Below are 23,127 nucleotides of genomic sequence, written 5' to 3'. Positions count from 1 at the left end.
TCGAAAGTGCCGCCCAGTCGGTCGGCCAGCTCCTGGACTCGCGCCGCCGCGCGGCGGTTCGCCGAGCTCGGGTGCCGCCCGGAGGCAGTGGGCCCAGCACCGTCCGGTCGGCTCCGTCCCTCAACTCCGTCGGCCCGGGCGCTAGTTCGTTCCCGCTCCGCTTTGGTTCGCGCGGCGCGCAACGCCTCACGGGCCACGTCACCGGGACGCGGAGCGCCGGCGGCGTCGGACCCACCAGCGTCGGACCCACCAGCGTCGGACCCACCGGCATCAGACCCACCGGCGTCAGACCGACCGGCGTCGGACCGACCGGTCACCGGCGTTTCGGCAGCGGCCCCGGGACCCTCCGTACCGTGGACACCCGGCGCTGCTCCTTGCGCATCCTCCGTCCGGGCGGTGGAGCCGCCGCCACTGCCACCGCCACTGCTGCGACCTGCCGACCGTCGCAAGGCCTCCCGCGCCACGTCCCCCGGCCGGGACCCGCGCGATGCGGCCCCCTCGGCGGCTCCTTGGCCCCTGCCAGACGTCATCGATCGCGCGCCCGACGCAGCCGAGTTCCCCTCCGCCGAGCCGCCGCCGGCTGCCCCGGCGTCACCGCTCCGTGCCGCCCGCAGGGCACGCCGGGCCACGTCGGCGGGCCGGTCCTCTCCGGCCGAGCGCGGCTCGTCCACCGGAGACACCTCTGAGCCCGAACCACCCCCGGGCCCCACCTCGCCACCCGAATCCGGCTCCCCTGGCAGGGGCGCCCCGCCGCCCGGGCCTGCCCCGCCGGACAAGGCGGGCCGACCAGCCGCACGGACTTCGTCCGGCACATGGGGCCGAGCCGACCGAGACGGCTCGGCGGACGCGTCAGGCTCAGCCGACGAGCGCTCGTCCGGCGATACGTCCGGCACGCCCTGCGCGTCCGGCGTGCGCCGCATACCCGGCCCATCCGTCGGAGACATCACGTGGACCTCCGGAGGGACACCAAGTCGGACAGGTCACGGTCGGTGAGTTCGGTCAGGGAAGCCTCACCGGAACCGAGGATCGCGTCGGCCAGGGCTCGTTTGGAGGCGAGCATCTCGGCGATGCGGTCCTCGACGGTGCCCTCGGTGATGAGGCGGTGGACCTGGACGGGCTGGGTCTGGCCGATGCGGTAGGCGCGGTCGGTGGCCTGCTCCTCGACAGCGGGGTTCCACCAGCGGTCGAAGTGGATGACATGGCCCGCCCGCGTGAGGTTGAGGCCCGTGCCGGCCGCCTTCAGTGACAGGACCAGGATCGGCGTGGCTCCGCTCTGGAAGCGGTCCACCATGTGTTCGCGTTCCACCACCGGCGTGCCGCCGTGGAGGAGTTCGACGGGAACCGCTCGGGCCGCGAGGTGGGTCGTGATCATTCGGGCCATTCCCACGTACTGGGTGAAGACGAGGGCCGAGCCGTCCTCGGCGAGCAGCGTGTCCAACAGCTCGTCGAGCAGGGCCAGTTTGCCGGAGCGGGCAGCGAGGCGAGCGGTGCCCGCTCCGCTGGTACGTGCCCCGGTGTCCCCCGGTCCCCCGGCGTCCTCCTTCAGGTACAACGCCGGGTGGTCGCAGATCTGTTTGAGCGAGGTGAGGAGCTTCAGGACCAGCCCGCGCCGGGCGATCCCCTCGGTGGTCTCGATCGCCAGCATCGACTCGCGGACCACCGCCTCGTACAGCGAGGCCTGTTCACGGGTGAGGGGGACGGGGTGATCCGTCTCCGTCTTGGGAGGCAGCTCGGGGACGATGCCCGGGTCGGACTTCTTGCGGCGGAGGAGGAATGGGCGGATGAGCCGGGCGAGGCGGGCCACGGCCTCCTCGTCCTCGCCGTTCTCCACCGCGCGCGCGTGCCGGGCGCGGAAGGATTTCAGGGGGCCGAGCAGTCCGGGAGTCGTCCAGTCGAGCAGGGCCCAGAGTTCGGAGAGGTTGTTCTCCACGGGCGTCCCGCTCAGGGCGACCCGGGCCGGTGCCGAGATCGTCCGCAGTGCCTTGGCCGTCGCCGAGTACGGGTTCTTGACGTGCTGTGCCTCGTCCGCGACGACCATGCCCCACTTCTGCTGGGCGAGCCGCGGTGCCGCCGACCGCATCGTGCCGTAGGTGGTGAGCACGAAACCGGTGCCCAGGTCCTCCAGGGAGCGGCCCGGCCCGTGGTAGCGGCTGACGGGCACGCCTGGGGCGAAGCGCTCGATCTCCCGCTGCCAGTTGCCCAGCAGCGAGGCGGGGCAGACGACGAGGGTCGGCTCGGTGCGCGCCCGCCTCAGGTGGAGGGCGATGACGGTGACCGTCTTGCCGAGCCCCATGTCGTCGGCGAGGCAGCCGCCGAGGCCGAGCGAGGTCATGAGGTCGAGCCAGGCCAGTCCGCGGAGTTGGTAGTCGCGAAGGGTCGCCTTCAGGCCCGCCGGTGGCTCGGCGGGGCGCAGTCCCGCCGTCAGCCGGTCGCGCAGCGCGGCCAGCGCGCCGACCGGCACCGCCTCGACCGTCTCGCCGTCGACCTCCGCCGTCCCGGTGAGCGCCACGGAAAGGGCGTCGACCGGGTCGAGCAGGCCCAGTTCGCGTTTGCGGGCCTTGCGGACGAGGGCCGGGTCGACGAGCACCCACTGGTCCCGCAGCCGCACGACAGGGCGGTGCGCCTCGGCCAGGGCGTCCATCTCGGCTTCGGAGAGCGGATCGCCGCCGAGCGCCAACTGCCAGCGGAACTGGAGCAGTTCCTCGCTCTCGAAGAAGCCCGTGCCGTCCGTGGCCGAACCGGGTGCCGGGCGCACCACCGCGGCCGCGCTCAGGTCCTGGGCGAGGTCACGGGGCCAGTGCACGGCCACCCCGGCCGCGCCCAGCCGCGTTGCCGCGACGCCGAGCAGGTCCGACAACTCGCCCTCGGACAGCGCGAGTACATCCGGCGCGTCCTGAGCCGACAGTCGGTCCAGGGGCGGCCAGACGCGGGCGGCCCGGCGCACGGCCAGCGCCGCGTCGACGCGGGCGCGCGGCCCGAACGTCGCGTCCGCGTCCCCCGACCACAGGGCCGCGGCGTCGACCACGAGGGTGGGGTCGGCGAGGCTGTGCACCTGGACGATGGCGGCGCCCGCCCGTCGCGCGTTTTCGCTGTCGTCGAAGAGCTCGTACGCGGAGAGGTCCAGGCGCAGCGAGATCCGTACGCCCGCGTCCATGCCCGCGGCGACCTCCGCCGCCCAGTCCTGGGCGCCCGGCAGCCTTTGGGGCTCGCTCGCCGCGAACGGTTTCCCCACGGCGTACGGCGCGGCAGCCGTGCGGGGCAGGGTGTCGGCGACCGCGTCCAGGAAGGCACGCATCAGCGCTTCCGGATCGGGCACCTGGAGCGGGCCGCGGCCGGGCAGCGGTACGGCGTGTCCCTCGTACGGGAGGGCCGCGGCCACCGCCCTCAGGTAGGCGATGTCGTCGGGGTCCAGCGGTCCGGCACGCCACGCGTCGTATCCGTCGGGCGTCAGGCCGGGCAGCAGCCGCCCGCGTGCCACGAGCCGCAGCGCGTGCAGTGCGGCGGCTCCCCAGCAGGCGGTGGCGGGATGGGCGGCAGGGTCCCGCCGGGCCCGTACGAGCAACGGCAGGGCGCCGGCGACCGGCAGCGTCAGCGCGGGCGCCGATCCCCTGCGGACTCCGGCACCGTGGCTCCGTACGACGGTGAGGTCCGTCTGCTCGCCGGGCGGCAGCGGCCCGCCGTCCGGATCCCAGAAGGCGATCCGCCCGTCGCGCGGCAGGGCCGCGGGCAGAAAGACGGCGGCGAGCCGCACGGGCACGCCGTCGCCTCCGGGGACGGGCCCAGGGGCAGGCGGGGCAGGGGACTTCGGCGCCGCCCAGGCCGTCGCGGCGGATCCCGCGTGATCGACTGCGGTCGGCGTCTCCCCGGCGGCCGACGTCGGCAGTGGCGCACCACCGATCACAGACCCCGTCGTGCCCTCACCCATACGTCCAGCCACCTCCCTCGCCCCAGTCGGATCACTCGTCTTCGACTCTACGGGCCGGGTCTGACAATCCGGCCCGGCGGCGGGGCGGCAGGGGTCAAGGGGTCGTTCTGGAGACCACGTAGACCATGGGGTGACCGGGCTTCGACCAGTTCACGACGATGGTCTTGGTGGGCGTCGGGTTCTTCTGTGTACGGGTGAGGCCCGACCAGGGGCCTGGGCCGGTGAAGTCCCAGCGGACGACCCTCTGGTCGCGGGCGCTGATGGCGAGGTGGTCCTTCTTCAGGGCGGCGCGGTTGGTGCCGATGCCCTTGAGGAACTTGTCGAGGCCCTCGTCGCTGGTGAGGAACTGGGCGTACAGCCTGCTGGTCCGCCAGTTGTTCGTCTCGTAGTAGGCGACGTCGTCCGAGTACGGCGGGATGGGCACCTGGTAGAGGCGGCGCTGGACCCGGGAGGGCCACTCCTCGGTGAGACCTCTCGCCGAGTACTTCTCTGCCTTGTCCTTGCCGCTGTCCCGGCTCTGGTTGGCGGAGATCACCAGATAACCGGCCGGGACGCCGATGAGCAGCACGATGATCAGCAGCGTCAGCGCGCGGCGGCGGATCATGTGGCCCCGGTCCTCGGCCGGCCTCGGTGGCTCGTCCGGGGGCGAGGCCTGGCGGGGCAGCGAAGCCGTCACAGCGACTCCTGTGCGGAACGGCGCGACTCGGCGAAGCGCTCGTACCGCTCGTAGCGCTCCACCCGGCGCCGGTTGGCCCGGCGGAAGCGGCGGGCGACGAGCCGCGCGAGGTCGGCGGCGCCGACCATGCCGGCCTCGGGGCCGAGCTGGGCGCGGGCGATCCGGGCCTCGGGGCGGTAGCCACGGCCGGTCAGGTGGCGGCGGAACGCGTCCCGCGCGGGGCCGATCAGCAGGTCGTCGGCCGCGCTGACGCCGCCGCCGATGACGAAGCAGGACGGGTCGAGGGCGGCCGCGAGGTTCGCGATGCCGACCCCTAGCCACTGGCCGATGTCCTGGAGCAGCTCGATGCACATCGCGTCGCCCTCGCGGGCCAGCTCGGTGATCATCGGGCCCGTGATCTCGGAGATGTCGCCCTTGACGTGCTCGATGATCCCGTACGCCACCGGGGAGTCGGCGGCGGCGAGTTCGCGGGCCTCGCGGACCAGCGCGTTGCCTGAGCTGTACTGCTCCCAGCAGCCGCGGTTGCCGCAGGGGCAGCGATGGCCGCCGGGCACGACCTGCATATGGCCGAACTCACCGGCGACGCCGAACTTTCCGCGCTTGACCTGGCCGTCCTCCAGGATTGCGCCGCCGATGCCGGTACCGAGGGTGATCATGACGAGATGGTCCTCGCCACGGCCCGCGCCGAAGCGCCACTCGGCCCAGGCGGCGGTGTTGGCGTCGTTGTCCACCAGGACGGGCACGGCGAGGCGGCCGGAGATGCGGTCCCGGAGGGGCTCGTTGCGCCACGACAGGTGGGGCGCGAACAGGACGCGGTTGCGGTCGGCGTCGACCCAGCCGGCCGCGCCGATGCCGACCGCGTGCACGTCGTGCCGGTCGGAGAGGTCCAGGACCAGCTCGACGATGGTGTCCTCGACGACCTTGGGACTCTTGGACTTGTCCGGCGTCTCGGTGCGGACCTTCTCCAGGATGTTGCCGTCCGCGTCGACGACGCCCGCCATCACCTTCGTACCGCCGATGTCGATGCCGACGGTGGGAACGCGGGGCGCCGTCAGGTGTGAACGGCGCTCGCGCGTGCCCACGGTGCGCAGGACAGTGGCCGAGCGGGAGCCGATGGGGGCGCCACTCGCTCGGGCGGAGCCGAGAGCCCGGGGCAGTGCGAGATCGCGGTATGTGCTCATCGCGCCGATTCTGCCCCACGCCGACGCTACGCCGCACGGCGGAGCCCCTTCGCCGGGCTCGCGGCTGCCCTGGAAAGCTGCCGGCCGTTGGTGAGCTACGGGTCCGCCGTGGCTGGTCGCGCGCTGCGGCAAAGCCGCGAATGTCACAGCTCGCGCCCTTGAAAGGGGCACCTCAGGGTGCGGCGTTCGCCGGCTCGTGGCGCACATCGTCAAGCTCGCGCCTCCCGCCCATCTGGCGGGTATCGGCTCAGGGACGTACGAGCAGCTGGAACTCGAAGGAGTAGCGCGAGGCGCGGTATGTGTGGGAGCCGAACTCGACCGCTCGGCCGGTGTCGTCGAACGTGGTGCGCTGCATGGTGAGCAGCGGGGCGCCCTCGGGCTCGCCGAGGCGCTCCGCCTCCACGGCCGTGGCGGCGCGGGCGCCGACGGACTGGCGGGCGCTGTGCAGGGTGATGCCGGCGGCGCGCATCAGCCGGTACAGGCCGGTGGCCTCCAGCTGTGCGCTGTCGAGGTCGAGGAGAGCGGGGGGCAGGTGGTTGCAGAGGTACGCCATCGGCTCGCCGTGGGCCAGCCGCAGCCGCTCCACTCGGTGCACGTCGCTGTCCTCGGCGACTCCGAGGGCGGCCGCGACCTCGGCCGACGCCGGGACGACCGTGTTGACGAGGACCCGGGTCGCCGGACGCTGGCCGGCCGCCTCCAGGTCGTCGTAGAGGCTGCTGAGCTCCAGCGGGCGCTTGACCTGGCTGTGCACGACCTGGGTGCCGACGCCCCTGCGGCGGACGAGGAGGCCCTTGTCGACGAGGGACTGGATGGCCTGGCGGACCGTGGGGCGGGACAGGCCGAGGCGTCCGGCGAGCTCGATCTCGTTGCCCAGCAGGCTGCCGGGGGTCAGGGCGCCGTGCTCGATCGCGGCTTCGAGCTGCTGGGACAGCTGGAAGTACAGCGGCACCGGGCTGTTCCGGTCGACGCTGAGCTGAAGCGGCACCTTCGGATCCTCATCTGGTTTGGGCACGGGGCCGAGCGTAGCTCCGGTGAATGATGACGGGAAGTTGTGAAGTTCGGTTGTCCGGACAAACAGTTGACAAGTACTCCGCTCACCCGCAGGTTGTTCCCATGCGCATCGGACTCATCGGAACGGGTCGTATTGGGACATTTCACGCGGCCTCTCTCAGTCGTCACCGTGAGGTCGGCGGCTCGCTCATCGTCACGGACGCGGACACCGCACGGGCTCGTCAGCTCGCGGACCGCCTGGGCGCGACGGCGGCGCCCGGCGTGGACGAGATCTTCACCTGGGGTGTGGACGCCGTGGTCATCACCACGGCCACGTCGGCCCATGCCGAACTGATCGGTCGGGCAGCAAGGGCCGGACTTCCGGTGTTCTGCGAAAAGCCCATAGCGCTCGACCTGCCGGGCACGCTCACGGCCATCGCCGAGGTCGAGGCCGCCGGAACGATCCTGCAGATGGGTTTCCAGCGGCGCTTCGACGTCGGCTACACGGCCGCGCGCGAGGCGGTGCGCTCCGGGCGTCTCGGGCGGCTGCACACCGTGCGCGCGATGACGTCCGACCAGCTGCCACCCTCGGCCGCGTACCTCCCGCTCTCCGGCGGTCTGTACCGGGACTGTCTGGTGCACGACTTCGACATCCTGCGATGGGTGACAGGGCATGAGGTCACCGAGGTGTACGCGATGGGTTCGGACGCCGGACCCGCGATGTTCCGCGAGGCGGGCGACATCGACACGGCCGCGGCCGTCCTCACTCTGGACGACGGCACGCTCGCCACTACGACGGCGACCCGGCTGAACGGTGCGGGGTACGACGTCCGCATGGAGCTGGCCGGGGAGCTCGACCAGATCGGGGTCGGGCTCGACGACCGGACGCCGATCGCCTCCACGGAACCGGCCGGGTTGCCGGCGGCGGACAAGCCGTGGACGGGGTTCCTGGAGCGGTTCGGGCCCGCGTACGAGGCCGAGCTGCACGCGTTCGTCGAGGTGGTGCGCGGGGAGCGGGCCAATCCGTGCGACGGGCGCGAGGCGCTGCATGCGCTGCGGATCGCCGAGGCGTGCGAACTGTCGCGGCGCGAGCGCCGGTTGGTGTCCCTGATGGAGATTCCGGGAGGGCGGGACTGACGGACGGCGGGACTGACGGACGGCGGGACTGACGGACGGCGGGACTGACGGACGGCCGGGACCGACAGGCGGCCGGGACTGACGTCAGGGTGCCTGCGCGGGCAGCACCGTGCCCTGGGCCACAGCGCTCGGCGCTCGGCGCTCGGCGCTCGGCGCTCGGCGACAGCGTCCGCGGGCATCGCGCGCACGCCGCTATCCCTACCAACGCACCGGCAGCCGCCGCACCCCCCGCATCAACATCCCCGACAACCATCCGCTCGGCGGGCCGTCGAGGGCCAGGTCCGGGCAGCGGTCCAGCAGTGCGCGGAGGGCGACGCGGGCTTCGAGGCGGGCCAGCGGGGCGCCGAGGCAGTAGTGGATGCCGTGGCCGAAGGCGACGTGGCCACGGGTGTCGCGACGGATGTCGAAGCGGTCGGGGGCCGGAAAGCGGAACTCGTCGCGGTCGGCGGCGGTGAGGCCGATCATCACCGCCTCACCCGACCCGACGGCCGTGCCGGCGATGTCGAGAGGTTCGGCGGCGTACCGGAACGTGGCGTTCTCCACCGGCCCTTCGTAGCGCAGCATCTCCTCGACGGCGCCGTCGAGGAGCGTCATGTCGGCTCGCAGCGCGGCGAGTTGACCGGGGTGGGTGAGCAACGCGTGGACGCCGCTGGAGATGAGGTTGACCGTCGTCTCGTGACCCGCGATGAGCAGCACGAACGCCATGCCGCGCAACTCCTCCGCGGAGAGCCGGTCGCCGTCCTCCGCGGTCGTGCGGATGAGTCCGCTGAGCAGGTCGTCGGCCGGTCCCGCGCACCGCTTGTCCTCGATCAAGTCGGTGAGGTACGCGGCGAGTTGGGCGAACGCGTCGTACGCGCTCTCCGCGCTGACGGGCGCGACCGCCTCGGTCGACATCGCGCGGAACGCCGCCCGGTCGATGTCCGGCACCCCGAGCAACTCGCAGATGACGGTGAGCGGCAGCGGGTAGGCGAAGGACTCGACGAGGTCGGCCCGGCCGCGGGGCAGCATCGAGTCGAGGAGTGCGTCGGTGATCTCCTGGACGCGCGGCCGCAGCGTCTCCACCCGGCGCATCGTGAACTCGCGGGCGATCAGCGCCCGCAGCCGCGTGTGCTGCGGCGGATCGGCGGTCAGCAGGTACTTGCCGATCAGCTCCTCGTCGAGGAAGGTGACGCCGATCTTCTGGCCGTCCTTGGCGAGGCGCGGATCGGCGAGCGCGGCCCGCGCCTCCTCGTACCCGACGACCAGCCAGGTCTCATGGTGCTCGTCGGGCGGCGGCAGCCGCACCCGGTGCACAGGTCCGAGCGCACGCAGCTCCGCGTACACGGGATGCGGGTCCTCTCTGAACCTCGCCCCGTACTCCCCCAGGTCGATCACTTCCGCCACCCGCTCTCCCCCATGCCCCTCTCCTGCCCTCTCCCCCTCCAACTCCAACGCCCACGACCACCGACGAGTGCCCGTTCTTCCCAGTGGTCGTCCCCTAGTGGCCGTCCTCCTCCAAAAGCCCCGCGTCGTACGTCAACAGAGCGATCTGCACACGGTTGTTGAGCTCGAGCTTGGCGAGGATGCGGGAGACGTGCGTCTTCACCGTGGCGACGCTCATGAACAGTTCGGCCGCGATCTCGGCGTTCGAGCGGCCCCGGCCGACCGAGACGGCGACCTCGCGTTCACGGTCGTTGAGCGCGGCGATTCGGGTACGGGCCCTTGTACGCCGAGTGTCGAGCGCGGCGCCCGCGGCGTGTTCCATCAGCTGCCGGGTGACGGTGGGCGAGAGCACGGGATCACCGGCCGCGACCCGCCGTACCGCCGCGAGGATCTCCACGGGCGGTGTGTCCTTGAGGACGAAGCCTGCCGCGCCCGCGCGTAACGCCCGCAGCACCTGGTCGTCGGCGTGGAAGGTGGTGAGGACGATGACCTGGGGGGCGTCCTCGCGGCTCCTGAGCCGTTCGGTGGCGGAGAGGCCGTCCACGGTCGGCATCCGGATGTCCATGAGCACGACATCGGGGCGGGTGCGGTCGACGAGTTCCTCGACCTCGCTGCCGTCGGCGGCCTCGCCCACGATCTCCAGGTCGTCGGCACCGCCCAGCATGAAGGAGAGGCCGGCCCTGACCAGCGGGTCGTCGTCGACCAGGAGCAGACGGATCGGAATCATGGGCCCACCGTAGTGACACCGCTCCGCCGGCGAACGCGGGAAACCGCGCGACAAGCCCCCACCGGCCCGCGGCATGGGCGGCCGAGGTCGGTGATTTCGTCCCGCGCACCGCCGGACAGGGGCCGTGTGCCGCTCTCGGCCAGGGAGTCGGGGTTCAGCCCCACGGCAGCCACGCCCACACCTGGAACCCCCCGTCCTCCTCCGGCCCGTGCTCCAGATGTCCCCCCGCGAGCGTCGCCCGTTCCGTCAGGCCGATCAGTCCCTGGCCGGAACCCGGGACATGGGGGACGTCTCCGGGAGGCGGCGGGTTGCGTACGGACACTGTGAGGCCGTCGCCCGGCGCCCCGGACACGGTGACCGTGGCCTCCGCACCTGGGGCGTGCTTACGGGCGTTGGTCAGGCCCTCCTGGGCGATGCGGTACGCGGTGCGGCCGACGGACGCGGGAACGGTGGCGGCGTCGGTGACGCGGTTGTCGAGTGTGACCTTCACGCCGGCCTCGCGGCTCTCGGAGACCAGTCCTTCCAGTGCGGCGAGCGTCGGCTGCGGGCGCCCCGACTCGTCGCCGCCGTCACCTGACGCCCGCAACACCCCGATGATCTCCCGCAGATCCTGCAAGGCCTCGTGCGCGCTCTCCCGGATCACCCCGGCGGCCCGCGAGACCTCCGCCCGAGGTGCGTCCGGGCGGATCTCCAGCGCTCCGGCGTGCACGCTGAGCAGGGTCAGCCGATGAGCCAGTACGTCGTGCATCTCGCGCGCGATCTCCTCCCGGGCCAGCCGCTGGGCCTGCTCGGCCCGGAGCGCCGCCTCGGTCTCCGCCCGCCGCGCCCGGTCCCGCAGACTCATCAGAAGCTGCCGCCGGGACCGCGCGAACATGCCCCACCCGACCACCGCGACGGTCAGCAGCACGCCGAGCAGGATGGACGCGAAATACGGCAGATCGGGATCGGGACGCAGCCAGTAGAAGACCGGCACCACCGCCATCGAGATCCCGGCGATCCAGGCCGAGTACTTGAAGGGCCGGTGCACGGCGAGCGAGAAGAGGGCGATCACCGCGGCCCCGCCCGCTGTGACCGAGACGAACTGGACGGGAACCATCGCCACCGCGAGACCGAGCGGCCAGCGCCGCCGCAGCCACATCGCGGCGCAGGCGAACGCCCCGAGCCACTGGTCGACGACTTCGAGCGCGTACGGCGTGTGGGGCTCCCGGGGCAACGCGTCCGCGCCCAGCAGCCCGATGACGACGGCCAGCAGGAAGCACGTGAAGTCGACGACCCAGTCCCGCGCGGTACGCCGCGGACGCCCGTTCTTCCGCCTCCGGTCGGGATCGAGTTCGTCGGCGACGGCCGACGGCAGCAGCCACCGCCGCCCCGCCAGAGGCACCCGCCCCACCAGAGGGAATGACTCCGTCACGGGCAGTGGCCCCGGCGGAGACTGCGACCCGGGCGTCGGCGATTTATCACTCATTGCCACTCACGGTCGACAAATCTACGCACCGACACCCGCTCCCACCGCCCGGTGCGCCCGATCGCCGACCAAAGTCGCAACGCCGGAGACTTTGGACGCAGTCGGCCAAGCCGGTACGGGACTTCGGTCGGACATACCTCGCCCCGCGGCCGATGAGCGTGGGGGGTCCGCGGGGCGAGGATCCTTGGATGAAGCAGCTTCTGGAGTTTCTCGGCGTGATCGCCCTCCTACAGGGCGGGGTCGGCCTGGTGCACGAGATCACCGGCTGGCTGCGCGGTTGGGGCCTCGTGCAACGGCTCGGTTTCCTCGACGGCTACGAGATCTACGGGAGCATCGCGCTGCTGGTGCTGTCGTTCGCGCTGTTCGCGGTCGCCGAGAGCCGGAAACCCGGATGAGCGCTCATCGGGCTTCTGGCGAACCGTGTGAGTTCCACGTTCCGTAGGGGTCCTACGGCTCGTACGTACCGGTCAGCAGCTGTAGTTGACCAGCCTGAACGAGGCGTAGTGGTCGGAGGTGTAGTAGTCCTCCTGGGTCTCCTCGCCGGTGACGATGCGGCGCGCACCGCGCGTGGACGAGCCAGGGGTGATCACCGTGTACTCGTGGTAGTACCCGGTGCTCTGGGACGGCAGGATGCCTTCCCGGTTCTGGAAGACGGTGCCGTCCTGGTCGTAGGGGAAGGGACCGCCCGACTCGATGAGGTCGAGCGTGTCGTGCGCCTGGGACGGCAGCGCGCTGTAACAGATGTTCCCGACCGCGGTCGCCGCCGCGTTCGCGGGAACCGTGGCGACGCCGCCGACGAGCAGGGCGGAGGTGAGTGCGACCAGAGCGCCGATGCGAGTGGTACGTGGGGGGAATCTCATGGCATCTAGCATGACGCGCGTAGACCATGACATGTCAATGTCAAGTTCGGTAATTTCGTCCCGCAAGTCGGATGAATTTTCCGGGAGTTAACCTGCCGCCCGATGCCCCCGCACCGTCTCCACGGGGGCGCTTACGGGCCCTACGCGGTCTCTTCCGGAAGTTCGTACGTGCCGTACTCCGGGCGGCCCGCCAGGTCGTACGTGTGGATGGCGACGCCCGCGCTCGTGATGCGCGCCCCGGTGTGCTTGAACGCGGTCGGTACGCCGCCTTCGGCGAAGAGACGGCGGCCGGTGCCGAGCACGACGGGGAAGGACAGCAGGTGCACGGTGTCGATGAGGTCGAGCGCCAGCAGGGACTGGGCGAGGGCGCCGCTGCCGTGGATCTGCACCTCCCCTTCGGTGTCCTCCTTGATCGCGGCGACTTCCTTGGCGAGGTCGCCTCGGATCACCGAGGTGCCGGCCCAGTCGGGCTTCGTGAGGCTCGACGAGGCGACGTACTTGGGCAGGGCGTTGAGCTTCGAGGCGACCGGGTCGGCCGGGTCGGTGACCCTGGGCCAGTGCCCGGCGAAGATCTCGTACGTGCGGCGGCCGAGCAGGAAGGCGCCGACACGGCCGAAGACCTCGTCGATGAACCGACCGAAGTCCTCGTCGCCGTACGGGACGCTCCATCCGCCGTGCTCGAAGCCGTCGCGACGGTCCTCGTCGGGACCGCCCGGGGCCTGGTGGACGCCGTCGAGGGTGACGAAGCTGGTGAGGGTGAGTTTGCCCATGGCGGGTGCCTTCTTCCTGGGTGTCCGGCTGACTTCCCGGGTGCGTGTCCGGCTGACTCCCGGGTGGGTGTCCGGCTCCGTGCGTTTTCCTGTCATCAGCTCAGACCCCGCAGGCACCCGCAACTCATCGGCCGTCCCCGGACCGGTCTGTCGAGCCACACACGAGTGACCTCGGTGTCCGTTGGCCGCCAGCACTTCGGTGTCGTGGCCGCTGGGATGGACCCATGACCTCACAAGCGACCATGAACGGAACAACGGCTCTGGTGACCGGCGGCAGCCGCGGGATCGGCGCGGCTATCGCGGTACGGCTCGCCCAGGAAGGGGCGGACGTCGCCCTCACTTACGTGCGCGACAAGGAGGCCGCGGACGACGTCGTCGGGCGGATCGAGGCGCTGGGACAGCGGGCGCTCGCCCTCCGCGCGGACTCCGCCGACGCGGAGGAGGCGGCGACGGCCGTGGACCGCGCGGCAGAGGCGCTCGGCGGCCTCGACGTCCTGGTGAACAACGTGGGCGTGGGGCTGCTCGGACCGCTGGACAGCCTCTCCCTCGCCGACGTCGACCGGGTCCTCGCCGTGAACGTGCGAGGCGTCTTCCTCGCCTCCCAGGCGGCGGCCGCCCGCATGGGAAGCGGCGGCCGGATCATCACCATCGGTACGTGCATGTCTCAGCGCGTACCAGGCCCCGGCGGCACCCTGTACACCACCGGCAAATCGGCCCTGATCGGGCTGACGAAGGCCCTGGCCAGGGAGCTGGGTGAGCGTGGGATCACCGCGAACATCGTCCATCCCGGGCCGATCGACACCGACATGAACCCCGCGGACGGGCCGTATGCGGCCGGGCAGGCGGCGATGACCGCGGTGGGTCGTTTCGGGACGGTGGATGAGGTGGCGTCGGTGGTGGCGTATCTGGCGGGGGCGGAGGCGGCGTACGTCACGGGGGCGGAGTTCGCGGTGGACGGGGGGCATGCGGCCTGACGCCGTTTCGGGGGCCGGCCCCCGAACCCCCGCTCCTCAAACGCCGGACGGGCTGAAATTCAGCCCGTCCGGCGTTTGAGGACGAGGCCGTCCAGGCCGAAAGGGGGTCTGGGGGCGCAGCCCCCAGGGATGGAACGGGTAGGGGCGGCGGGGGCGAAACACCCCGGCCTCACCCCCCGAGCTCCTGATACCGCGCCATCAGCCGCCCCGCCCCCTCCACCGTCAGCGAGCCGAACAGCCGCAGCCGCGAGATCCCCCCGTCCGGGAAGATGTCCACGCGCGCGTGCGTACCGACGGCAGGAGCGGCGAGCACGAAGCGATGGTTGGTGTCGGGCTGGAGCCGCGTGCGGGGCAGGACCTCCGTCCACGCGCCGTCCGAACCTTCCGAGCCGTCCGAACCTTCCGAGCCGTCGCGCACCGAAACCGACGCCCAGCCCGCCGAGTTGCCCTTCAGATACGCCGTGTCGATCTCGATCGCGCGGATCTCGGACCGGGCGACGAGCTGGTAGCGGATCCAGTCGTTGCCCTGGTCGCGCCGACGCCGCGTCTCCCAGCCGTCGTCCATCTTGCGGGAGCGGCCGGGCTGGATGGTGTTGGTGGCGGGTGAGTAGAAGAGGTTGGACGCGTCCTCGACCTGGCCACCGTTCTCCAGGGCGACGACGTCGAACGTGCCGAGGACCGACAGCCACTTCGGATCGGGTACGACCTCGCCGTACACCCGCAGGCGCGCGATGCCCCCGTCGGGGTGCTGGTTGACGCGGAGGTGGGTGAAGCGCTGCTCGATGTCGACGGCGAACCCGTTGGCCGCGTGGCCGCCAACCGCCGTACGGGGTACGAGAGTTGTCCACTTCACATCGTCCCCGAGGAGCTGCTCGGGGGACGGGGAGCCGGGCACCGAGGCTCCTTCGACCGACACCGCCTGCGGGTAGTTGCCACGGAAGTGAGCGGTGTCGACGACGATGCCGCGTACGACTCCGGGAGCGCCGAGGCGTACGAGCGCCCAGTCGTGGTCGTCGGCCGTGGGCCACGGGTGCTCGGCGGAGACACCCCGGCGGCGGCGCGTCTCCCAGCCGTCCATGATCTTGCCCTTGTGCCCGAAGTGCTCGGGGTCGAACTCGGCCCGCGCGGGCAGGAGCAGGTTTTCGCGCTGGGCGAAGAACTCGTCGTTGGCGGCGATGACACCGGCGCCGAGCTGCCGGTCGGCGAGGTTGGCGTGCTGGGTGAAGGGGAAGTCGGCGGTGCGGTGGTCCGCGTACGGGTCGCCGCCTCCGTAGGGTTTCGCGTCGCCGGTGAAGTGGGGAATCTCCGTCACGGTGATCAGATCTGCCTTTCAGGGTCGGCCGCTGCGGGTGCGGGTGCTGGGACGCCTATGACATGCGTGAGGGGCATGACGCGCATGTCATGCATGGGCTACGGCTGCCGGGACAGGAGTTGACCGCTCGGCTCGGCGAACTCACCGTCGGTCATGATGCGTTCGCCGCGCAGCCAGGTGGATTTGACGACACCGTGCAGGGTCCGACCCGCGTACGCCGTGACCCGGTTGCGGTGCTGGAGCGCGGCAGGGTCGACGGTGAAGGTCTCGTCGGGCGCGAGGACCGCGAAGTCGGCGTCACGGCCGGCTTCGATGGCGCCCTTGCGATGGTCGAGGCCGACGAGTCGCGCCGTGCGCGAGGACATCCAGCGGACCACGTCCTCCAGGCCGTGTCCGCGCTTGCGCGCCTCGGTCCAGATCGCGGACAGGCTGAGCTGGAGCCCGGAGATACCGCCCCACGCGGTGGCGAAGTCGTCGGTCTTCAGGTCGGCGGTCGACGGCGAGTGGTCGGTGACGACGCAGTCGATCGTGCCGTCGGCCAGCGCCTGCCACAGCAGGTCCTGGTTGGCGGCCTCACGGATGGGCGGGCAGCACTTGAACTCGCTTGCCCCGTCCGGTACTTCCTCGGCGGTGAGCGTGAGGTAGTGGGGACAGGTCTCCACCGTGATCCGTACGCCCTCGCTCTTGGCGGCGGCGATCAGCGGCAGCGCGTCGCTGGACGACAGGTGGAGCACGTGCACGCGCGCGTCGAGGCGCTTGGCCTGGGCGATGAGGTTCGCGATGGCGGTGTCCTCGGCATCGCGCGGGCGCGAGGCGAGGAAGGCCGCGTACTTGATGGCCTTCTGCCCGCCCAGCTGGGGGGCCGCCGCGAGGTGGTGCGGATCCTCGGCGTGCACGATCAGCAGGCCGTCGAATCCGGCGATCTCGGCCAGCGACTGGGCGAGTTGCTCCTGGGTCAGCTCGGGGAACTCGTCGACGCCGGAGGGCGACAGGAACGCCTTGAAGCCGAAGACGCCCGCGTCGTGCAGCGGCCGCAGGTGCTTGACGTTGTCGGGCAGGGCTCCGCCCCAGAAGCCCACATCGATGTGCGCCTTGGACCGGGCGACGTCCTTCTTGGTACGAAGGTGGTCCACCGTCGTGGTCGGCGGAAGGGAGTTGAGGGGCATGTCGACCAGCGTCGTGATGCCGCCGGCCGCCGCGGCGCGGGTGGCGGTCCAGAAGCCCTCCCATTCCGTGCGGCCCGGGTCGTTGACGTGCACGTGGGTGTCGACGAGGCCGGGGAGCAGGACGTCGTCGCCGAAGTCCTCGAGCCTGGCCCCGGCGGGCAACTCGGCGTCGTACGCGAGCACGGCCGTGATCTTCCCCCTGGCGACCGCGACCGAGGCCGCGCGCGTCCCTTCGGGAGTGATGACGCGCGTCGAGCGCAGCACCAGTTCGACCGATCCTTCGCCCTCGGCCGATCCTTCGCCTCCGGCCGATCCGCCCTCTTCGACCAATCCGTCGTCGGACACCCGGACCCCTCTCTGCCGCCGTTTTACTTCCGCTGTTTACTTCCACGTAACGGAATTCAACGTTCTGTTGAAGGAGTCTTCACTCCACACCTCACGCCGTCAAGAGTCACCCCTCCACTGTCCGCCACCTGGGACTCTCTCTGGACGTTTCCGCAAAGTGGAATTAAAATTTCGGCACGCAGAACGTAACTACACACAACCGTGCAGTCAACCAACTGCCGGGTAGGCTGCGACTTCGCCCGCCCGCTCGAAAGGACCGCGCCCGTGCCGTCGTCCAGCGCCAGCACCACCGACGCCGCCAAATCGTCCGCCTCCGGCGGTGGCGTCCAGTCCCTCGAGCGCGCCTTCGACCTGCTGGAGAGGATGGCGGACGCGGGTGGCGAGGTCGGTCTGAGCGAACTCTCCGCGAGCAGCGGGCTGCCGCTGCCCACCATCCACCGCCTGATGCGCACGCTGGTGTCCTGCGGTTACGTACGCCAGCAGACCAATCGACGGTACGCCCTCGGCCCGCGCCTGATCCGCCTCGGCGAGTCCGCGTCCCGACTGCTCGGCACCTGGGCCCGCCCCTACCTCGCCCGCCTGGTCGAGGAGACCGGCGAGACGGCGAACATGGCGCTGCTCGACGGCGACGAGATCGTGTACGTGGCGCAGGTGCCGTCCAAGCACTCGATGCGGATGTTCACCGAGGTGGGCCGCCGGGTGCTGCCGCACTCGACGGGCGTCGGCAAGGCCCTGCTCGCCGGCGTCCCGGCGGACGAGGTGCGCGCACTCCTGTCCCGTACGGGCATGCCCGCCGCGACGGACAAGACGATCACCAGGCCCGAAGACTTCCTCACCGCGCTCGAAGAGGTACGGCGTGCCGGGTACGCGGTGGACGACAGCGAGCAGGAGGTCGGCGTCCGCTGCCTGGCCGTCTCCGTGCCCAACTCCCCCACCGCCGCGGCGATTTCGATCTCGGGGCCGGCCGGCCGCGTCACGGAGTCGGCGACGGAGAAGATCGTGCCCGTGCTCCAGCAGGTCGCGGTGGAGCTGTCGGCGGCGCTGGCGAGTTCGGGGCCCGCGGCCTGAGAGCCCTCGACTGACGTACGTACGCCTCAATTGGCGTAGTGCAAAGGAGTTGCCGGGCCGCCGGACTCAGCGTCGCGGCGGCTCGCCGAAGAGGTCAACCGCGCTGCGTACGTCCGCGAGGCCCGCGGCCAGCGCGCTGACCGAGCCTATGGAACCGGCGATCAGGAGCAGCGAGCGACGCAGGCGGGGAACCTCCGGCATGCCGCTGACGGCCATCGCGGCGAGCGCCGCGAGCTCGTCCTCCGCGATGCCGCGGTCAGGGAACTCGGCCGGGTGCGCGGCGAGTTCGCGGCGCAGCCTGGACACCGCGGTTCGCAACTCCGCCACTTTCGGGTCCTCGTCGCTGCCGGTCACTGGCCTCTGCCCCAAGCTCCGCAACACAGCTCTCCCCCCTCGCACGCCTTTGTGCGCCGTCCATCGGGCTCGCACTGTCACTCTCGCCGAACATCCCGTGGCGTTGGTCAGGCACCGGGGGACGCGGGCCAGTAAACGCCACCCGGCGCGGTGGGCGCCACCGCGAGGACCGAAATTCAGCCCTCGGACATCATGAAGCACACACGCGTTCCGGGGCGCGCTCGCGCCGGGTCCGGTATGCAGAGAACATGACGGAGAACAACGAGCAGGTCGCCGGGCTGCTGCTGGCCGCCGGCGGAGGGCGGCGCCTCGGCGGACGCCCCAAGGCGCTCCTGGAGCACCGGGGCCGCCCTCTGGTGGAGTACGCGGCCCGGGCCCTGCGGGAGGGCGGCTGCACCCGCGTCCATGTGATCCTCGGCGCGCGGTCGGACGCCGTGCGCTCCGGGGCCGCACTGCCCGGCTGCGTCCTCGTCGACAACCCCGAGTGGGAGGACGGCATGGGTTCCTCCCTGCGGGCCGGGCTCGCCTCCCTCGCGGGGACGGGCGCGCGGGCGGCCCTCGTCTCGCTCGTCGACCAGCCGGGGATCGGGGCGGAGGCGGTGGCGCGTGTGCTCGCCGCGTACGAGTCGCCCGCGACGCTCGTATCGGCCGCGTACGACGGGGTACGCGGGCATCCGGTGCTGTTCGGTGCCGACCACTGGGCGGGAATCGCGGCGACGGCGACCGGCGACCGCGGGGCCCGCGCCTACCTCAAGGACCACGAGGACGCGATCAGACTCGTCGAGTGCGGGGATGTGGCGCAGGCGTACGACATCGACACGGAGGCCGACCTCGTCCACCTTGAGTGAGCGGGGTGGCACTGAGCGCCACGTTCCGTCGACCCGGAGAATCTCGACATCAACAAAACATTGAACTTCCACCATGAGGAAACTAGTATCCACTGATCAGAAGCGCCTGACCGCCCTCCAGGCGCCGTCGGCCGCAACTGGGGCCCCTGGCACCCAGTGTCGCGGTGTACTCACGTCAGCTCGCTGAAGGAAGTGACAGCTCATGTCCGCACCAGCGCCGTCCCCGCTGGCCATCGTCGACGCCGAGCCCCTGCCCCGTCAGGAAGAGGTCCTCACCGACGCGGCCCTCGCCTTCGTGGCCGAGCTGCACCGGCGGTTCACGCCCCGGCGCGACGAGCTCCTCGCCCGCCGCGGGGAGCGCCGTGCCGAGATCGCCCGCACTTCGACGCTCGACTTCCTCCCGGAGACGGCCGCCATCCGCGCGGACGACTCCTGGAAGGTGGCCCCGTCACCCGAGGCGCTGAACGATCGCCGCGTCGAGATCACCGGCCCCACCGACCGCAAGATGACCATCAACGCCCTCAACTCGGGTGCGAAGGTCTGGCTCGCGGACTTCGAGGACGCCTCGGCACCCACCTGGGAGAACGTGATCCTGGGCCAGCTCAACCTGACCGACGCGTACACCCGGAACATCGACTTCACGGACGAGCGCACGGGCAAGTCGTACGCCCTGAAGTCCCCCGAGGAACTGGCGACGGTCGTGACGCGCCCGCGCGGCTGGCACCTGAACGAGCGCCACCTCGTCGACTCCGGGGGCACGCCCGTTCCCGGCGCGCTCGTCGACTTCGGCCTGTACTTCTTCCACAACGCGCAGCGCCTGCTCGACCTGGGCAAGGGCCCGTACTTCTACCTCCCCAAGACGGAGTCGTACCTGGAGGCCCGCCTCTGGAACGACGTCTTCGTCTTCGCGCAGGACTACGTCGGCATTCCGCAGGGCACCGTCCGCGCCACCGTCCTGATCGAGACGATCACGGCGGCGTACGAGATGGAGGAGATCCTGTACGAACTCCGCGACCACGCCTCGGGGTTGAACGCCGGCCGCTGGGACTACCTCTTCTCCATCATCAAGAACTTCCGTGACGGCGGGCAGAAGTTCGTCCTCCCGGACCGCAACGCGGTGACGATGACAGCCCCGTTCATGCGCGCCTACACCGAGTTGCTCGTCCGCACCTGCCACAAGCGCGGCGCGCACGCGATCGGCGGCATGGCGGCGTTCATCCCGTCCCGGCGCGACGAAGAGGTCAACAAGGTCGCCTTCGAGAAGGTCAAGGCCGACAAGGACCGCGAGGCGAACGACGGCTTCGACGGCTCCTGGGTCGCGCACCCGGACCTGGTCCCGATCGCGATGGCCTCCTTCGACGCGGTGCTCGGCGACAAGCCCAACCAGAAGGACCGCCTGCGCGAGGACGTCGACGTCAAGGCGGCCGACCTGATCGCCGTCGACTCGCTCGAAGCCAAGCCGACGTACGCGGGTCTCGTGAACGCTGTCCAGGTCGGCATCCGCTACATCGAGGCCTGGCTGCACGGCCTCGGCGCCGTCGCCATCTTCAACCTCATGGAGGACGCGGCCACCGCCGAGATCTCCCGCTCCCAGATCTGGCAGTGGATCAACGCGGGCGTCGAATTCGAGAACGGCGAGAAGGCCACGCCGGAGCTGGCCCGCAAGGTCGCCACCGAGGAACTGGCGAACATCAGGGCCGAGTTGGGCGACGAAGCCTTCGCGGCCGGCAACTGGCAGCAGGCACACGACCTGCTCCTGAAGGTGGCCCTCGACGAGGACTACGCGGACTTCCTGACCCTGCCGGCGTACGAGCAGCTGGTCGGCTGAGCCGACCAGCTCTCGCTTCTCCGAGGCCTCACTTCTCCGAGTGGCCCAGGCTCTTGTCCGGGGCCACTCGGTCGCGTACGAGCCGCTTCACGGCGGTCGGCTCCGGGAAGCCCTGCTCTCGGCGGTCCCAGATCACCTCGTCGTCGACCCGTACGACGAAGACGCCGCCGGTGCCGGGCTTGAGCGCGAGCTCGGTCAGCTCCTGTTCGAAGGTGGTGAGGAGTTCCTGCGCGAGCCAGGCGGCTCGGGGGAGCCAGCGGCACTGGGTGCAGTACTCGATCTGGACGCGGTGCGGGGAGGTCGGGGATGTGGCGGAGGTGGGGGAAGTCGGGGCGGTCACGGGGTCAGGGCTTCCTCTCGAAGTGCACGGACCAGTCCTGCTCGGCCGCGGGCTTGCCGTGCAGGTCGGGGACCCGCTTCAGCCAGTCCGGCCGGCCTTCCTGGGTCTTCGCCGCTCGGTGGACGTCCTCGGCGGCGAGCTGTTCGCGGGTGGGGAAGTCCGTGGGGAGCCAGGCCGCGGAAGCCTTCACGCGGGCGCTCAGATAGTCGACATAGGCCGCGCGCACCTCGTCGGGGGAAGCGAAGCCCGACTCCTCTTCCATGAGTGCCGCGAGCCAGGCGTCGGGGACCTCGGCCGCGACCTCGCGCAGGAGTTCCCGCGTCACCCGCGGGGCGAGTTCGGCGTCGGCCGCGCGTGTGTCCGGGGCGTAGCCGCCCAGCGCGTGCCGCCGGAAGTCGTACGCCTTCTCCGGTGACGACGTGTCCCAGCGGTGGTGGAAGACCAGGGCCGCGCCGTGGTCGATCAGCCAGAGCCGCGGCGGTGCGATACCGAACGTGGGCCAGACCATCAGGTTCGAGCTGTGCGTCGTACGGTCCACGTTGACCGTGAGGGCATCCAGCCAGATGATCTTGCCCGCCTCCAGCGGGTCGACGGGGAACGTCCTCGCGGTCTCCGTCGTGAAGTCCTGGGCGCCCGGCAGACAGTCCATGCCTAGGTTGATCCCGGCGCTGGCACGGAGCAGATCCTGGACCTCCTGGTGGGGCTCGTGCTCGGCGACGGCCGGGTCGAAGTCCACGAGGACCAGCTCGGGGAAGCGCAGGCCCAGGGCACGCGCCAGCTCGCCCACGATCACCTCGGCGACCAGCGCCTTCCGCCCCTGCGCCGAGCCCGTGAACTTCACGACGTACGTCCCCAGGTCGTCGGCCTCGACGACTCCGGGCACGGAGCCGCCGGATCGCAGGGGCGCGACATAACGGGTTGCGGTGACCTCTCTCAGCATTTTCTCAGGCCGCTCTTCTCTTTAGCCTTGCAATCCACGCCCACCTCAGACGCACACAACAGTGGCAAGTGTCCATCATCAGCCCTGGGGAGAATCTGGGGAGTTTCGACCGGCATGCGGACCCCCTGCCCCCCGAGGGGCCCGTCAACGGCCGTCCACCCCCTGCTTCCGGCCTCCGGCATGAAGTGCACATAGTAACCAAGGGTGACCACCGGCGAGGAGTGCCCGAGCCGCCGCGCCCGAGTCACCACCCGGAGGCGATGCCCGTCCGCTTCGACCGGATGCGCCGCGCCCCGAACAGGTGGCTGCGGCGCCCGGGGGTCGCCTGAGCAGGAACGGGACCCGGCGGCTGCGAACAGCGGGGGAAAAGGATCCGAGCTGCCGTGGCGGCCGCCTCTGACACAGGTGTTCGCGGGTTGGCGGGGCCGTTCGGGCATGCCGGGAAGGTGCCGGCGGCATCCTTCCGGAGGGAGTACGAGAAGTCTCCCGTTTTCATCGAGCATCCGGGCCGGGGGCCGCAGGACCCTTTCGGGGTACCGGGTGGCCCGGCTATGGGGCCGGGTGGCCCATGGCCCGAGAGGGGGCACGGGCACACGCTGGAGGTGGCAGGTCCGAACGCCGTCACTGGAGGTCGCCATGAACGCTCCCGCCACCGCCAGCATGCTGCGGGCGCTGTCGGCCGAACACCGGCAGCGGCTGATGCGCTTCGCCCGGGAGGTGTCGTTCCCGCAGGGCACCCGCCTCTTCGAAGAAGGCGGCCGCGCCGACCGGTTCTGGATCATCCGTACCGGCACCGTCG

At 71.2% G+C, this 23,127-nt stretch carries 21 protein-coding genes; 7 read left to right on the top strand and 14 right to left on the bottom strand.

Annotated features, from left to right (window positions below; genetic code table 11):
* Positions 1-943: 943 nt before the first annotated feature.
* The 4 genes from ACTWQR_RS52365 to ACTWQR_RS52350 all read right to left on the bottom strand — a co-directional run bounded on the left by ACTWQR_RS52365 (position 944) and on the right by ACTWQR_RS52350 (position 6,767).
* Positions 944-3,925, bottom strand: coding sequence for a DEAD/DEAH box helicase (locus tag ACTWQR_RS52365; RefSeq protein WP_443234436.1), 2,982 nt, complete (start codon positions 3,923-3,925; stop codon positions 944-946).
* Positions 3,926-4,019: 94 nt separating this feature from the next.
* Positions 4,020-4,601, bottom strand: a complete 582-nt coding sequence (locus tag ACTWQR_RS52360; protein WP_443234435.1) for a sugar kinase — start codon at positions 4,599-4,601, stop codon at positions 4,020-4,022.
* Entirely contained in the window at positions 4,598-5,782 is a 1,185-nt protein-coding gene (locus ACTWQR_RS52355) for an ROK family glucokinase (RefSeq protein ID WP_443234434.1), read from the bottom strand. The genes ACTWQR_RS52360 and ACTWQR_RS52355 overlap by 4 nt, the downstream gene beginning before the upstream one ends.
* Positions 5,783-6,029: 247 nt before the next feature.
* Entirely contained in the window at positions 6,030-6,767 is a 738-nt protein-coding gene (locus tag ACTWQR_RS52350) for a GntR family transcriptional regulator (RefSeq protein ID WP_443234438.1), read from the bottom strand.
* 128 nt (positions 6,768-6,895) lie between these two features.
* On the opposite strand from ACTWQR_RS52350, the gene ACTWQR_RS52345 reads away from it, so the two are divergent.
* Positions 6,896-7,909 (top strand): Gfo/Idh/MocA family protein, encoded by a 1,014-nt coding sequence (locus ACTWQR_RS52345; RefSeq protein WP_443234433.1) that lies wholly within the window; start codon positions 6,896-6,898, stop codon positions 7,907-7,909.
* Positions 7,910-8,107: 198 nt separating this feature from the next.
* On the opposite strand, the gene ACTWQR_RS52340 is transcribed toward ACTWQR_RS52345, so the two are convergent.
* The 3 genes from ACTWQR_RS52340 to ACTWQR_RS52330 all read right to left on the bottom strand — a co-directional run bounded on the left by ACTWQR_RS52340 (position 8,108) and on the right by ACTWQR_RS52330 (position 11,448).
* Complete coding sequence (locus ACTWQR_RS52340; RefSeq protein WP_443234432.1) at positions 8,108-9,292, bottom strand: cytochrome P450 family protein; 1,185 nt, start codon at positions 9,290-9,292, stop codon at positions 8,108-8,110.
* Between the two features lie 94 nt (positions 9,293-9,386).
* Entirely contained in the window at positions 9,387-10,058 is a 672-nt protein-coding gene (locus tag ACTWQR_RS52335; RefSeq protein WP_443234431.1) for a response regulator, read from the bottom strand.
* Between the two features lie 154 nt (positions 10,059-10,212).
* Complete coding sequence (locus ACTWQR_RS52330) at positions 10,213-11,448, bottom strand: sensor histidine kinase (protein ID WP_443234430.1); 1,236 nt, start codon at positions 11,446-11,448, stop codon at positions 10,213-10,215.
* Between the two features lie 263 nt (positions 11,449-11,711).
* Between ACTWQR_RS52330 and ACTWQR_RS52325 the strand changes: the two genes are divergently transcribed.
* Positions 11,712-11,918: a hypothetical protein gene (locus tag ACTWQR_RS52325; protein ID WP_443234429.1), complete on the top strand. Its 207-nt coding sequence runs from the start codon at positions 11,712-11,714 to the stop codon at positions 11,916-11,918.
* 72 nt (positions 11,919-11,990) lie between these two features.
* Here the strand turns inward: ACTWQR_RS52325 and ACTWQR_RS52320 are convergent, their stop codons facing one another.
* Both ACTWQR_RS52320 and ACTWQR_RS52315 read right to left on the bottom strand, forming a co-directional pair.
* Positions 11,991-12,383, bottom strand: coding sequence for a ribonuclease domain-containing protein (locus ACTWQR_RS52320; protein WP_443234428.1), 393 nt, complete (start codon positions 12,381-12,383; stop codon positions 11,991-11,993).
* A 140-nt stretch (positions 12,384-12,523) separates the two neighbouring features.
* Positions 12,524-13,153: a dihydrofolate reductase family protein gene (locus ACTWQR_RS52315; protein WP_443234427.1), complete on the bottom strand. Its 630-nt coding sequence runs from the start codon at positions 13,151-13,153 to the stop codon at positions 12,524-12,526.
* 242 nt (positions 13,154-13,395) lie between these two features.
* Here ACTWQR_RS52315 and ACTWQR_RS52310 point away from each other — a divergent pair, with 242 nt between their 5' ends.
* The gene (locus ACTWQR_RS52310; RefSeq protein WP_443234426.1) at positions 13,396-14,127 is read left to right on the top strand and encodes an SDR family oxidoreductase; all 732 of its coding nucleotides are present in this window, start codon (positions 13,396-13,398) and stop codon (positions 14,125-14,127) included.
* Between the two features lie 169 nt (positions 14,128-14,296).
* Here the strand turns inward: ACTWQR_RS52310 and alc are convergent, their stop codons facing one another.
* Positions 14,297-15,439, bottom strand: coding sequence for an allantoicase (gene alc, locus ACTWQR_RS52305; protein WP_443234425.1), 1,143 nt, complete (start codon positions 15,437-15,439; stop codon positions 14,297-14,299).
* Between the two features lie 98 nt (positions 15,440-15,537).
* Complete coding sequence (gene allB / locus ACTWQR_RS52300; RefSeq protein WP_443234437.1) at positions 15,538-16,935, bottom strand: allantoinase AllB; 1,398 nt, start codon at positions 16,933-16,935, stop codon at positions 15,538-15,540.
* A 279-nt stretch (positions 16,936-17,214) separates the two neighbouring features.
* Here allB and ACTWQR_RS52295 point away from each other — a divergent pair, with 279 nt between their 5' ends.
* Entirely contained in the window at positions 17,215-18,018 is an 804-nt protein-coding gene (locus tag ACTWQR_RS52295) for an IclR family transcriptional regulator (protein WP_443234424.1), read from the top strand.
* Positions 18,019-18,084: 66 nt separating this feature from the next.
* Here ACTWQR_RS52295 and ACTWQR_RS52290 read toward each other — a convergent pair whose 3' ends face one another.
* Positions 18,085-18,399 (bottom strand): DUF5955 family protein, encoded by a 315-nt coding sequence (locus ACTWQR_RS52290; protein ID WP_443234423.1) that lies wholly within the window; start codon positions 18,397-18,399, stop codon positions 18,085-18,087.
* A 221-nt stretch (positions 18,400-18,620) separates the two neighbouring features.
* On the opposite strand from ACTWQR_RS52290, the gene ACTWQR_RS52285 reads away from it, so the two are divergent.
* Together ACTWQR_RS52285 and aceB are read left to right on the top strand one after the other, a co-directional pair.
* On the top strand, positions 18,621-19,220 hold the full coding sequence (locus tag ACTWQR_RS52285) for a nucleotidyltransferase family protein (RefSeq protein ID WP_443234422.1): 600 nt from the start codon (positions 18,621-18,623) through the stop codon (positions 19,218-19,220).
* Between the two features lie 202 nt (positions 19,221-19,422).
* Positions 19,423-21,048 (top strand): malate synthase A, encoded by a 1,626-nt coding sequence (gene aceB, locus ACTWQR_RS52280; RefSeq protein WP_443234421.1) that lies wholly within the window; start codon positions 19,423-19,425, stop codon positions 21,046-21,048.
* A 28-nt stretch (positions 21,049-21,076) separates the two neighbouring features.
* On the opposite strand, the gene ACTWQR_RS52275 is transcribed toward aceB, so the two are convergent.
* On the bottom strand, positions 21,077-21,388 hold the full coding sequence (locus tag ACTWQR_RS52275; RefSeq protein ID WP_443234420.1) for a SelT/SelW/SelH family protein: 312 nt from the start codon (positions 21,386-21,388) through the stop codon (positions 21,077-21,079).
* A 4-nt stretch (positions 21,389-21,392) separates the two neighbouring features.
* Positions 21,393-22,328, bottom strand: a complete 936-nt coding sequence (locus tag ACTWQR_RS52270; protein ID WP_443234419.1) for a HipA family kinase — start codon at positions 22,326-22,328, stop codon at positions 21,393-21,395.
* Between the two features lie 636 nt (positions 22,329-22,964).
* On the opposite strand from ACTWQR_RS52270, the gene ACTWQR_RS52265 reads away from it, so the two are divergent.
* Positions 22,965-23,127, top strand: a 163-nt coding sequence (locus ACTWQR_RS52265) for a cyclic nucleotide-binding domain-containing protein (RefSeq protein ID WP_443232126.1), incomplete at its 3' end; no start/stop codon positions are given.

Origin of the sequence: Streptomyces sp. 2A115 (assembly GCF_052245575.1) — a bacterium.
Lineage (GTDB): Bacteria > Actinomycetota > Actinomycetes > Streptomycetales > Streptomycetaceae > Streptomyces.
Note: the sequence above shows the minus strand (reverse complement) of the source record. Positions and strands in the feature narration are given on the sequence as shown.

What these genes read in the sequence shown, in the direction of transcription:
- aceB (WP_443234421.1), top strand. Translation starts at nt 19,423, where the DNA reads ATGTCCGCACCAGCGCCGTCCCCGCTGGCCATCGTCGACGCCGAGCCC.
- ACTWQR_RS52320 (WP_443234428.1), bottom strand. Translation starts at nt 12,383, where the DNA reads ATGAGATTCCCCCCACGTACCACTCGCATCGGCGCTCTGGTCGCACTC.
- ACTWQR_RS52335 (WP_443234431.1), bottom strand. Translation starts at nt 10,058, where the DNA reads ATGATTCCGATCCGTCTGCTCCTGGTCGACGACGACCCGCTGGTCAGG.
- ACTWQR_RS52270 (WP_443234419.1), bottom strand. Translation starts at nt 22,328, where the DNA reads ATGCTGAGAGAGGTCACCGCAACCCGTTATGTCGCGCCCCTGCGATCC.
- ACTWQR_RS52355 (WP_443234434.1), bottom strand. Translation starts at nt 5,782, where the DNA reads ATGAGCACATACCGCGATCTCGCACTGCCCCGGGCTCTCGGCTCCGCC.
- ACTWQR_RS52345 (WP_443234433.1), top strand. Translation starts at nt 6,896, where the DNA reads ATGCGCATCGGACTCATCGGAACGGGTCGTATTGGGACATTTCACGCG.
- ACTWQR_RS52315 (WP_443234427.1), bottom strand. Translation starts at nt 13,153, where the DNA reads ATGGGCAAACTCACCCTCACCAGCTTCGTCACCCTCGACGGCGTCCAC.
- ACTWQR_RS52310 (WP_443234426.1), top strand. Translation starts at nt 13,396, where the DNA reads ATGAACGGAACAACGGCTCTGGTGACCGGCGGCAGCCGCGGGATCGGC.
- ACTWQR_RS52285 (WP_443234422.1), top strand. Translation starts at nt 18,621, where the DNA reads ATGACGGAGAACAACGAGCAGGTCGCCGGGCTGCTGCTGGCCGCCGGC.
- ACTWQR_RS52325 (WP_443234429.1), top strand. Translation starts at nt 11,712, where the DNA reads ATGAAGCAGCTTCTGGAGTTTCTCGGCGTGATCGCCCTCCTACAGGGC.
- ACTWQR_RS52365 (WP_443234436.1), bottom strand. Translation starts at nt 3,925, where the DNA reads ATGGGTGAGGGCACGACGGGGTCTGTGATCGGTGGTGCGCCACTGCCG.